General features: G+C 37.1%; 11 protein-coding genes. 5 read left to right on the top strand and 6 right to left on the bottom strand.

The genetic code is table 11. From position 1 onward, the window contains the following. Positions 1-2 precede the first annotated feature (2 nt). Positions 3-791, top strand: a complete 789-nt coding sequence (locus tag KQI21_RS09485) for an HAD family hydrolase (RefSeq protein ID WP_216483948.1) — start codon at positions 3-5, stop codon at positions 789-791. 95 nt (positions 792-886) lie between these two features. Here the strand turns inward: KQI21_RS09485 and KQI21_RS09480 are convergent, their stop codons facing one another. Genes KQI21_RS09480 through KQI21_RS09470 form a run of 3 tightly spaced genes read right to left on the bottom strand, consistent with a single transcriptional unit; the run spans position 887 to position 3632 of the window. Next, positions 887-1414, bottom strand: a complete 528-nt coding sequence (locus KQI21_RS09480; RefSeq protein WP_216483947.1) for a chromate transporter — start codon at positions 1412-1414, stop codon at positions 887-889. Next, positions 1411-1989, bottom strand: coding sequence for a chromate transporter (locus tag KQI21_RS09475; protein WP_216483946.1), 579 nt, complete (start codon positions 1987-1989; stop codon positions 1411-1413). Before KQI21_RS09475 ends, KQI21_RS09480 begins: the two co-directional genes overlap by 4 nt. A 29-nt stretch (positions 1990-2018) precedes the next feature. Continuing rightward, positions 2019-3632 (bottom strand): gamma-glutamyltransferase family protein, encoded by a 1614-nt coding sequence (locus KQI21_RS09470; RefSeq protein WP_216483945.1) that lies wholly within the window; start codon positions 3630-3632, stop codon positions 2019-2021. A gap of 1219 nt (positions 3633-4851) precedes the next feature. On the opposite strand from KQI21_RS09470, the gene KQI21_RS09465 reads away from it, so the two are divergent. The 4 genes from KQI21_RS09465 to KQI21_RS09450 all read left to right on the top strand — a co-directional run bounded on the left by KQI21_RS09465 (position 4852) and on the right by KQI21_RS09450 (position 10324). Continuing rightward, positions 4852-5301 (top strand): Lrp/AsnC family transcriptional regulator, encoded by a 450-nt coding sequence (locus KQI21_RS09465; RefSeq protein WP_216483944.1) that lies wholly within the window; start codon positions 4852-4854, stop codon positions 5299-5301. 169 nt (positions 5302-5470) lie between these two features. Further along, entirely contained in the window at positions 5471-7219 is a 1749-nt protein-coding gene (locus KQI21_RS09460; protein ID WP_216483943.1) for a sensor histidine kinase, read from the top strand. Continuing rightward, a complete protein-coding gene (locus KQI21_RS09455; RefSeq protein ID WP_216483942.1) occupies positions 7219-7947 on the top strand; it encodes a LytR/AlgR family response regulator transcription factor in 729 nt (242 codons plus the stop codon). The genes KQI21_RS09460 and KQI21_RS09455 overlap by 1 nt, the downstream gene beginning before the upstream one ends. Positions 7948-8866: 919 nt before the next feature. After that, a complete protein-coding gene (locus KQI21_RS09450) occupies positions 8867-10324 on the top strand; it encodes a carbon starvation CstA family protein (RefSeq protein WP_216483941.1) in 1458 nt (485 codons plus the stop codon). Positions 10325-10522: 198 nt separating this feature from the next. Here KQI21_RS09450 and dhaM read toward each other — a convergent pair whose 3' ends face one another. The 3 genes from dhaM to dhaK are packed head-to-tail and all read right to left on the bottom strand — an operon-like array spanning position 10523 to position 12536. Next, complete coding sequence (dhaM, locus tag KQI21_RS09445; RefSeq protein WP_216483940.1) at positions 10523-10906, bottom strand: dihydroxyacetone kinase phosphoryl donor subunit DhaM; 384 nt, start codon at positions 10904-10906, stop codon at positions 10523-10525. Continuing rightward, positions 10903-11529 (bottom strand): dihydroxyacetone kinase subunit DhaL, encoded by a 627-nt coding sequence (gene dhaL / locus KQI21_RS09440; protein WP_216483939.1) that lies wholly within the window; start codon positions 11527-11529, stop codon positions 10903-10905. Before dhaL ends, dhaM begins: the two co-directional genes overlap by 4 nt. 11 nt (positions 11530-11540) lie before the next feature. Continuing rightward, entirely contained in the window at positions 11541-12536 is a 996-nt protein-coding gene (gene dhaK / locus KQI21_RS09435; protein ID WP_216483938.1) for a dihydroxyacetone kinase subunit DhaK, read from the bottom strand. Between the last annotated feature and the right edge of the window lie 61 nt (positions 12537-12597).

The raw sequence follows: 12597 nt of genomic DNA, 5'->3' as shown, positions 1-12597 counted from the left end.
CCATGACATATAAAACACTATTCCTCGATATTGACGGAACAATTTTAAGGCCGGATCATACGTACGCTTCCTCTACAAAAGAGGCAATAGAACAAGTACAAGAACAAGGTATGCTTGTTTTTATTTGCACCGGAAGACCGCTTCATGAAGTGAAAGAACTGGGAGAAGAACTAGGTGTAGAAGGCTATATCGGTTATAATGGGGCGTATGCCATCTATGAAGACAATATTCTTGTAGATGAACCGATAAATCAAAACACCTTTGAGCAATTTTTAGCAGTCGCTAAAAAAAATAATCATGAAATTGTTTGCTATACAAGTGATAAAAATTATTTTACCTCATTAATGAACCCAGTTATGAAGAACTTTTCTGAAGTATTCCAGTTAAAAAATAATCGCATATTAACACAAGATGTGCATAGTCATATCCTTAGCCTATCGCTAATTAATGTCCCTCCTGAACAAGCCAAAGAATATGAAGCTGTAAATAACGATTTTTATTTATCTGAAGTGATCGTAAATGGTATTTCCAACTGTTATGATGTTATTCGTAAACGAGTAAATAAAGGAGAAGCAGTAAAAAAAGTGCTTCAGCATATAGGAGTAGAACCTGAACAGGCAATTGCCTTCGGTGATGGAATGAACGATAAAGAAATGCTGCAAGTGGTAGGTGAAGGTTTTGCTATGGGAAATAGTAATCCAGATCTGTTTTCATATGCAAAACACCGAACCACTTCTGTTGATGATTCGGGTATTTATAACGGACTAAAAAAACTAAATTTAGTGGAGTAAATGGAGCAAAATCTATTCCGTGGGTCCTCTATACCCACGGAATAATGGTTATAGAAGTTGTTCAAAGGTTGAGTAAAATGATGATCGGAACTGGACTATAACAAAAATCCTCCATAAATGAGTGCACCTCCAATGACAAATGCAGGATGTAACTTCAGTCGTTCCATTAATATATAACTAAGAAGTGCTAACACCGCTGTTTGCACGAATCCAATACTGACATAAGATTCGCTAAAAAACCGCCAAGCCATAACCCCGAGTAATATTCCAATAACTGGTCCGATGAACAACGTCATTCGCTTAACTTTCGGGGAGTCTTTATATCTATATAATATGTTTAATAAAATAATGATAAGTAACAGTGACGGTGCAACTGTGGCAAAGACTGCCACAGCAGCACCCAATACTCCCCCCACCTCAAATCCGATATAGCCTGCCATTTTTGTAGCAATCGGACCAGGCAGTGCATTCCCAAGTGCAAGAACTTCACTAAACTCTTGTACATTCATCCATCCGTAACGGGAGACAACTTCATTTTCCACAAGTGGAATCGAAGCTGGACCACCACCATAACCTAAAATGCCCGGAATAAAAAATGCAAGAAATATTTCCCAATAAATCATAAGGTATCACCTTCTTTGACGACTGTTTCTTCTTTTCGATTTCTATCCTTTTTTAACAGGGCAGCTATTAATAATCCCCCTATGATTATAGCCGGATGCACATGCAATATTTCTAACAGAATAAAGACGGCAACCAGCATTACACTGGTTACCACCCAACCAAGTCCGTTTCCGGATTTTTGAATAAATTGCCAAGTTAATACAAGAAGCATAACGCCCACAACTGGAATTACAGCTGCTGTCATGCCTTGAACCCAATCAAATCCTTTAATAGAAGATAAAGAAGACAATAAGACAATCATCAATAAAATAGTTGGTAAGATCGATGACAATAGAGCATTCATCATTCCCCAAAATCCAGAAACGCGATAACCAATATAACCCGCTAGTTTTGTCGCAATTGGTCCCGGCAAAGTATTCCCTAACGCCAATAAATCTCCGAATTCTTCAGCGTCCATCCATTTATATTTTTCAACTACTTCTTTATGAATTAATGGAATTGAGCTGGGGCCACCCCCATAGCCAAGTATCCCTACACGGAAAAAAGCGATAAAAATATTCCAATGTGTTTTCATAACTCACATACCTTTGTTATATAATCAGTTTACCAAGCAGCGATTGTTCCATCAGTACGAGATTCTGTACCGCCAACCAGCACTCCTGTCTCCGCATTTCGCCAAATAATTTGCCCTCTGCCAAAGCTATTCGGTTCCAGCTGAATTTTCACATCATGTCCCTTTTCAGCTAATTGCATTGCTATGTGAGGAGGAAATCGCTGTTCTACTTCTACCTGTTTATCTTTCAGCCATTGCCAGCGTGGTGCATCCAATGCTGCTTGAGGGTTTAATTGAAAATCAAGCGTATTCATTACTACCTGTACATGTCCTTGTGGCTGCATAAATCCTCCCATTACTCCAAAAGGTCCGAGGGGTTGATTCCCCTTTGATATAAAGCCTGGAATAATCGTGTGGTATGTACGCTTATCGCCACGAAGTGCATTTACATGATTTTCATCCATCGAAAAATTATGACCGCGATTTTGCAGAGCTATTCCAGTACCAGGTACAACCAACCCAGAGCCAAAGTCCATATAATTACTTTGGATAAAAGATACCATATTTCCTTCATGATCTGCCGTCGCTAAATACACTGTACCACTAAGAACTGGTTCTCCTGCTTCAGGCTGTAATGCTCTACCTTGAATAAGCGATCTGCGTAATTCGCCATATGTCTCATTTAATAATTTTTCTACGGAATGTTTCATATACCTGGATTCAGTTACATGTTTTCCACCATCCGCAAACGCAAGCTTGATCGCCTCAATCTGCTTATGGTAAGTGTCAACAGATTCCTTCTCTACAAACTTAAATCCACTCAAAATATTTAGAGCTTGAAGTGCAACAATACCTTGCCCATTGGGTGGTATTTCCCAAATATCAAATCCTCGATAGTTAACTTTTATTGGTTCTACCCAATCCGGCTTATAATTAGCCAAATCTTCACCACTTAAAAACCCACCATTATCTTTAGAAAATTGAACAATTCGTTCAGCTATTTCTCCACGATAAAAGGATTCTGCATATGTATCGGCAATTTCCTTTAAGGTTTTTGCATGATTCGGTGAATTCCATATTTCTCCCGGTTCAGGTGCACGATTATTAGGAGCAAACGTTGTAAACCATTCGTTAAACAGTTCATCCGTTAATTCATGTTTATATGCTTCAAACACTTTTTTCCAAAATCTACTCAAAATTGGTGAAACTGGATACCCTTCCCATGCATACTGAATAGCAGGCTCCAAAACAACAGACAGTGGCAATTTACCAAAACGATTAGAAAGCTCAGCCCACGCACCTGGAGCACCGGGTACAGTCACTGGAATCCAGCCATGTTTTGGAATTTTATCATAACCGGCTTTCTTGACCGCCTCAATAGAAATCGATTTTGGAGATTTACCGCTGGCATTTAATCCGTGCAGTTTTTCTTTTGTCCACACTAATGCAAATGCATCTCCACCAATACCGTTAGAGGTTGGTTCTACGACTGTTAAACACGCTGCAGTAGCAATAGCTGCATCAATAGCATTTCCTCCTTTTTTTAATATTTCCAACCCCGCTTGTGAAGCTAGTGGTTGGGAGGTTGCCACCATTCCATTTCTGGCATAAGTAACCTGTCGAGTTGTTGTATATGGCTGTGTTTGATTAAATAAGAATTGCATTTTTCTAAACGTCCCCTCTGCATCGTTAAGTTCTTTTAGGTGAATGTAAAAAAAGTACGGTAAAATGACATATCGTACGTTGGAAAAAATTTAGCACTGAAATTAAGATATAAAGTCCAAACTTCAATCAATGGAGGTTTTCTTTCATCTCCTACTGATTGTTAGTACCTTAATGGTACGACCTAAAGCCTTTGAACGAATCGGGAATTTAGGTATGTTGCTATCTCCCACTTAGACTTCTTTCGTATTCTCTATAACTCTCGAGAGCGGGAGTATTACGGCACCTTACATTCGGGATAAAGCATCAAAATTTTTCATGTTCAACGTATAAGTGCCCACGAAGCATAACTATATCTTTTTTCAGTCATTTCTTACTTTTATCAACTTAAGTGTATATTATCAAACAACTATATATTTGTAAATAACATACAAACATAAATAAATAATATAACATAAAATTCCTTCTTATATAAAATATTTTATTATTTACACCTTCTTTTTGTAAGCACTTCTTCAATATAGGCAACTGTTATGTAAAAATTGAAGAATACCACTTTTATGAAGAATAATAACACTTTCTCTTTCTTGTTTCTCAAAACTTGAAATAAAACCGTTCTCCAACCAATAACCTATTCAAAGCGTAATGGGTAAGTAAAAAATAGCAGTGAAAACTATTCAATGAGAAAGTAAAACTTCATTCAGTAGGAGTTTTCTTCCATCTCCTACGAATGTTAGTACCTTAATGGTATGACCTAAAGGCCTTTGAACGAATCGGCATTTGGTGCCGTTATCTCCTGCTTTGACTCCTTTATATTCTCTATAACTCTCGAGAGCGGGAGTCTTACGGCACCTTAGATGCAGATGAAATTTAAATCGCCGATGTATATGTTATTGGAGCACTAACCAAGTTTTCTTTATACGTTTAGAATGAATAATATTGCAGCGCAGAAATTAAGTAAACCGGAATAATTTTTAAATCATAAATATAAGTGCAATTAGGCTTTGTGTGCACTAGAGTTAACCCTGACTATGTTTTCTTTACATATAAATTCTGGTAAACTAAAACGTAGCTGAGAAGGTCATATTTCATTTGTTTCTTCACTTCTCAGAATGCCATTTCAACCAACCAGAAGACATTTAGAAGATCTATACCATTATGCTAGAAGTGAGCATTATACAGCCGCCTTAGATACATAATAAACAATAAGGAGCTCAAAATATGAAATTGGATAATATTGATAAACAATTATTGGCAGAGTTATCTGAAAATGGAAGACTATCATATGTAGAGCTAGCGGAAAGAGTTGGGCTATCTCGAGTAGCCGTGAGGGATCGAATTCAAAACTTAAAGGATAAAGGCGTGATTGAGAAGTTTACCGTTGTGATTAACTCTGAAAAATTTGGCAAACAAGTCTCTGCTTTTTTTGAAGTAGATGTTGAACCAATGCAGCTTCAAGAAGTTGCACAAAATTTAGCAAATAATCCTCAAGTAGCGAGCATTTATCAAACGACTGGACCGAGCACCTTACATATGCATGTACTCGTAGAAGACTTTCAAAAATTAGAAACCTTTATCAATAAAGAACTATATTCCGTTAGTGGCATTATGCGGGTAGAAAGTTCAATTATTCTAAAACGCTTTAAAAGCCGGACAAGTTTTAAACTATAAGCTTTCAACTGTCCTTGTTATGACATCGAGATTTTTAATAGAGTGCTATGCTTCAAGGACAGTGTCTGTTTAACATGGTATACATGGCATTTTTCAGGTAAAGTTTTCTATGCTAGATTGTGATATCAATAACATTACCAAGCAAATCGTATGGAAAAGAGGTTATCTTATGTTTGATCTTTTGGTTTTGATGCTAGAAAGACTCGGTATCATTGTTATGCTCGCCTTTTTATTAACAAGATTTCGGTTCTTTCGTAATTTGATGTCTCCACGTACATTAAGCCACAGTCAACAATATAAGGCCATGCTATTCTTTGGTTTGTTTGGGATCATTGGAACGTATACTGGACTTATTTTTAATTCAGCAACTTCGGATATTGAGCGTTGGCAAATAGGTATTGAACCAGATGAAGCAATTGCTAATTTTAGAGTAATTGGTGTAGTAGTGGCGGGACTACTTGGTGGTTATAAAATCGGATTCGGTGCGGGAGTTATTGCAGGCGTCCATCGTTTTATGCTCGGTGGCTATACGGCATTAAGTTGTGGACTTGCAACGATCATTGCCGGTGTTTTTTCAGGTTATTTCCATAAAAAACAAAGCTATAATTCCTTGCCAAAAGTATTTACGATTACGGCTTCAGCTGAAATCATTCAGATGCTACTAATTCTTTTATTATCAAGACCTTTTGAAAAAAACATTCCGCTTGTAGAAGTAATTGGACTTCCTATGGTACTTGCAAACGGACTCGGTGGAGCTTTATTTATACTGATCATTCAAATGGTTGCCAGTGAAAAGGATAGAATAAGTGCACACCAAGCTCAGTTGACATTACGTATCGCGGATAAGACATTAGCCCATTTGCGAAAGGGGTTGGACTATCATACTGCTCAAGCTGTTTGCAACATTTTATATCGAGAGATGAATGCAATTGCCGTTTCGATGACAGATGATAAAGAAATTCTTGCTCACGTTGGCTTAGGAGATGAACATCACACACAAGCTAGCAGTATCCAAACCCAAGTTACTCGCGACACGATTCGATCAGGAAAGCTTACCTTTGCAGCTTTAGAACAGATCCATTGCAGCCATGAAGATTGTCCGCTTAAAGCTGTAGTTATCGCCCCGTTAAAGCAACGCGAAAAAACAATCGGTACACTCAAATTTTATTATCATTCTAAAAATGAGATTAACACTGTGGTTAAGGAAATGGTGTCAGGTCTTGCGAAGCTGTTAAGCAATCAACTTGAAATTGCTCGAGCTGAACAGGCGTTACAATTAGCAAGAGAATCCGAAATTAATGCATTACAAGCACAAATTAGACCACATTTTCTATTTAACACATTAAATACGATTACATCACTTATTCGAATCGATCCAATGAAAGCACGCAAATTACTCGTATCGTTATCCAATTTTTTACGAAATAACTTAACCGTAACCACAGATAAAGAAACTACGATTGAGCAGGAATTAAAACATGTTCAGGCATATTTAGATATTGAATTAACACGATTTTATGATCGGCTTCATGTTGATTACAATATTGACGAGAGCTGTTTACAAGAAACTATTCCTCCATTAATTTTACAGCCAATTGTCGAAAATGCTATGAAGCATGGACTAAAAGATAAAGCAACGAATTGTCATATTGAGATACAAGTGAAAAGGAAACATAAACAGATCCATATTTCTATTATAGATAATGGAAAAGGAATGGATCCAGCATATATAAAGCAAATTGGTAGCCATGTTATACATTCCAAGTCCGGAACAGGTATGGCGTTATATAATATTAATCGTCGACTGGATATGAAGTTTGGCGAACAAGCAAAGCTGCAAATTCATAGTAATTTAGGCGAAGGAACAGAGGTCAGTTTTATCATACCGGCAAAAGATCGTGAAACGGAGGAAAAATAATGCAAGCGGTTATACGTACGATAGTTGTTGATGATGAAAAATTAAACCGTGAAGAGCTAATCTATTTACTAGGGTCCCATCCATCTATTCAAGTTATCGGTGAAGCAAACTCAGGTGAGGCCTGTATTATGGAGGCAATGAAAAAAAAGCCTGACCTTGTATTCTTAGATGTAGAAATGCCGGGGATGAATGGTATGGAAGCAGCTGAATCTTTAATGGAACTTAAAATACGACCATTATTAGTTTTTGCTACCGCATATTCGCAATTTGCTGTACAAGCTTTTCGCTTTGAAGCAGTTGATTATTTATTAAAACCGTATGATGAAAATCAACTTGCTCAAACAATTATGCGTATTGAAAAGATAGTGTACGGTGAAGTGAAAAAAGAACAAGAAACGGCAAATAAACTAGGTATCGAAAATGAAGATGGTGTAATATACCTTGAACCAAATGATATATTATATATTCAAAGTGAAGAGAAACAAGTAAAAATTATGACTGTTTCTAAAACATTTTTTACTAAAAAAACGTTAAAAGATTTAGAATCAAAATTGATCCCGTTTGGTTTTTTTCGTATTCATAAAAGCTATCTCATTAATTTAAATCATGTCAGTCAAATAACACCTTGGTTTAACGGTGCCTATAATTTAAAAATACAAGGAAACGAAGAACTTCTCCCGGTTAGTCGTAATTACGTGAAAGGTTTACGCGAACGCTTGGAACTTTAATTAATAAGCTAAGACTAGAGTACAGGTCGTATCATTACAGGAGTTGTTCAATATATTGATGTATCGGGCGGCTCTTTATACTTATGTAAAGAGCACCGAATTTAAAGGTATATTATAGAAAAACTTGGCTTGTCGCCAAGTCTTTAGCGAAAGCTGTAGTTTTTCTTATACTATAAAGTGAAACTCCATTCAGTAGGAGTTTTCTTCCCTCTCCTACTGAATGTTAGTACCACAAGGGTATGACCTAAAGGCCCTTGAACCAATCGGGCATTTAGTGCCGTTTTCTCCCACTTTGACCCTTTGTATCAACTAAAGGCTCTTGAAGTGGGAATCTTACGGCACCTTACATGCGGGATAAACCATAAAATTTGATACTTTCCTATAGTGGAACAAACACTCAAATATTGATTTAGTACTTTTTCTTATGATGAGCTGGTTCTTCAAGCTATTTCTAGCTTTTGGGCTTCTGCTCGGTTCTGAGCGCTCTAGCCACTACCTTACTTTCGCTAGTTAGGAGTTTATTCTTTTACTTCGTATCTCTCACACGAATTTAGGGATTTTTCTAAAAGCTTCTTCACTTTAGATAGGACTACTATTATATTTATTACTTTTTCTCCTATCCTATAATCTTTGCCTCCATCAAAGTTTGCCCTTTTCTTCATAAACTTGAAAATTATTTGCTTTATCGGGTTCCGATTTATAGTTATCTAATTTATCAGTTTTCAATTCGGTTTCATCTGTTTTTGCTAACTCCGCCATTCTGCAAGTTTCCTCAAATCAACTTATTTGATTTCTTTTCATCCTCACTTTTTTGCATGTTAGTTCCTAAAAAAAACATCTTATCTAAAATCTCTCTTTTTAAAGCGACTTCATATTACATTAAATATGTAAACGAATTCATATAGAGAGGAGTATTTATATGTTTACATTTATAGGAGGTATTATATTATTAATTGTAGGTTATTTCACATATGGTAAGTTTATTGAAAAAGTTTTTGGAATAAAACCTGATCGCCCTACTCCTGCTATAACAAAGCATGATGGTGTTGACTATCTTCCATTGCCTAAACGAAAAAATGCGATGATTGAATTAATCAGTATTGCGGGAGTTGGTCCCATATTCGGTCCAATAATGGGGGCATTGTATGGACCTGTAGCCTTTCTTTGGATTGTCCTCGGTTGTATTTTTGCAGGAGCCGTTCATGATTACTTGACCGGCATGATTTCCATCCGTAATGGAGGAGCACATCTTCCACAACTGGCTGGAAAGTTTTTAGGAAAATATATGAAGCATTTAGTTAATCTGTTTTCAGTAATCTTACTATTATTAGTTGGTACTGTTTTTGTTAGTTCATCCGCAAGTTTAATTTTTGATTTATTTAACGGTTCTATTGCATTAGTTACTCTCATCACTATCATTTTTGGATATTATATTTTATCAACTATGTTACCTATAGATAAAATCATTGGTAAACTTTTTCCGATTTTCGGTATCTTTTTGCTTGTTGGTACACTTTCATTAGGGGTTAGTCTTGTAATTAATCAAGCTCCCATTCCTGAAATTTCCATAACAAATATGCATCCAGAGAATACTCCAGTATTTCCGCTATTATTTTTAGTTATCTCCTGTGGTGCTTTATCTGGCTTTCATGCAACCCAGTCACCAATTATTTCCAGAACAACAAAAAATGAAAAAGAAGCACGAAGTATTTTCTATGGCATGATGATTGTAGAGGGAATTATTGCTATGGTTTGGGCTGCAGCAGCAATGAGTTTATTTGGCGAAACGGTTACGTTAAATGAATTGATTCAAACGATTGGAACAGGAGGAATTGTAAGCGAAGTCGGTACAATGATGCTCGGATCTATTTTAGGTACTGTACTCGTTATGTCCGTTATCTTTCTTCCATTATCATCAGGAGATACAGCATTCCGCAGTGCTCGCATGATTATAGCTGATTATTTTAATATTTCCCAAAGTAAGATTGCTAAGCGCTTAATTATTGCTTTACCGTTATTTACGATTTCCGTTATCTTAACCAATATGGATTTCACATTACTTTGGCGATATTTCTCTTGGGCAAATCAATCCCTGGCAGTAATTGCATTATGGGTAGCTTCCATGTACCTCTTTATTGCTAAAAAGAATTATTGGATCGCAATGCTTCCAGGTATTTTTATGACCTATGTAACGACAGCATATATCCTTAATGCGGAAATTGGTTTTCGATTACCGATGAATATAACCTATATTCTTAGTGCTGTTATGACTATAGGAATTATTGCATTATTTTATAAATATGCACAGCAAAACACGAAAAATAATATGCAAATTGAAGAAAACATCCCAGTCAATCCAGGAGCCGGTGCAGCTTAAAAATGATCTAACTGTTAGGTACTAAACTATCAACCGCCGAACAATTGTGTATGTTCTGATTCAAAATTCAACTTCATGACGAGCTGGCTTAACTCAACTTTACGATGCTCTATCTCGATTGTCAAAGCGTTCTGGCTTCGTGCTCCTTTTCACATTCAAAAAGCCCTCTTAGCAACAGTCTAGAGGGCTTCTACGTTGTTATTTTTTTTCAGGAAATGAACGGATAACCGCATCATAGACATCTGCAAGCTGTTTTCCCATTCCGGATTCAACTGCTGCCACATACGATCCTTCCACAATTGGTGCTTCCACTAATTTTACATCATCTCGTTCTGCCAATTCTATCGCCATTTCTGCATTCATTTTTGCACTACCGAGATCATAAAATAACAGTACGCCCATACCTTGATTTGCTTGATCAATAGCCGCAGATATTTTTTCAATACTTGTCCCAATTTCGTTTTCATCTGTTCCACCGGCTGTTTCAATTGGTATATCCTTCATTACTTGAAGAATTAATTCTTTTGTTCCTTCTGCAATTTTAGCACTATGGGAAATAAGTACAATGCCTACGTAGCTCACGCTTTGCTGTCTCCTTTCCAAATTTCTGCTAGAGCTTCAAAAATATAATAGCTTGAAGCTGCGCCAGGATCTTGATGACCTACCGATTTTTCCTTAAAATATGCCGCTCTTCCTTTTGTTGCTTTCATTTCCTTCGTTTTTTCCAACGCCATTTTAGCGGTATCTACCACTTTATCAGCAGTAATGCCCTCTTCTTGTTGAAATAGTTTAGTAATTGGTGCCCACATGTCAATCATCGTTTTTTCGCCTTCTTCTGCTTTTCCACGCTGTTTCAAGCCAGTAACCGCAGCATCTAAAGCACTTGCAAATTGCTTTGCATCTATTGTTGCTTCCCCTTTAATAGATGTAGATAATTTTAAAAACGCTGTTCCGAATAAAGGCCCTGAAGCACCACCAACTTTTGCCATTAGTGTCATGGCTACATCTTTCAAAAGCTCCGATATATCTTTATAATCTTTACCACTTATTTTAGCCTCTACTTCTTTAAAACCCCTTGCCATATTAATCCCATGATCGCCATCTCCAATTGGCTGATCAAGGCTAGTTAAATAATCTTTTTTTTCCTGTATTTTAGTATTAGCTAATTGCAACCATTCGATTGTTTTTTTTACATCCAATTGCATTGTAATTCCTCCTAATTTCGAAAAGCAGGTGCACTGCATGGGGCATTAAGCAATGTCTTTAGTTCATCATCAAGCTGTAATACCGTTACGGAACAGCCCGCCATTTCTAATGATGTCATATATTCACCAACAAACGTTCTATATACGTGTAATCCATTTTCTTTTAGTATTTGTTGCACTTTTTTATTTACAATATATAGTTCCATTTCCGGAGTAGCACCCAGACCGTTTACCATCACTGCTACTTCCTGACCTTTTGGTATTTCCATATCTGCCAAAATTCGTTCAACTAATTCAGTCGCAATTTCATCAGCGGATGCTATCGGCTTTCGTTCAATACCTGGTTCACCATGGATCCCTATTCCAATCTCCATCTCATTTTCAGCTAATTGAAAGCTTGGTTTGCCCGCTGCCGGTACGGTTCCGGATGTTAGCGCCATTCCCATGGAACGTACGTTAGCAACTACTTTATCAGCAACTCGCTTTATTTCCTGAAGTGTGGCTCCACTTTCAGCCATAGCACCAGCTATTTTATGGACAAGTACTGTTCCGGCAATTCCCCTTCTGCCAGTGGTGAATGAACTATCCTCTACGGCAACATCATCATTTACGACAACCTTTTCTACTTCAATGCCTTCTGCTTCTGCAAGCTCAGCAGCCATTTCAAAATTAAGAACATCTCCTGTATAATTTTTAATAACTAGAAATACTCCTTTTCCTCCATCTGCTGCTTTTATTCCTTCTAAGACTTGATCTGGTGTTGGGGAAGTAAATACCTCGCCAGCGACAGCAACATCTAGCATCCCTTCACCGATATAACCTGCATGTGCTGGTTCATGACCGCTTCCTCCGCCGCTAACTAATCCAACCTTTCCTTGAACGGGTGCATCCTTCCTTGCAATAGCCAATGTCTCAGGGATGAGTTTCAACTGGGACGGATAGGCAGCAATTAAGCCTTGTACCATATCCTGAACAACTTCATCTGGTTTATTAATGATTTTTTTCATACTACATTCCTCCTTAACCCTATTGTATTGTATTTTGGCTTAAGAATAAAAAGAGGTCACT

Origin of the sequence: Virgibacillus proomii (assembly GCF_018916875.1) — a bacterium.
Lineage (GTDB): Bacteria > Bacillota > Bacilli > Bacillales > Amphibacillaceae > Virgibacillus > Virgibacillus proomii_B.
The sequence above is the reverse complement of the archived record's forward strand: the minus strand, read 5'-3'. Positions and strand labels throughout refer to the sequence as shown.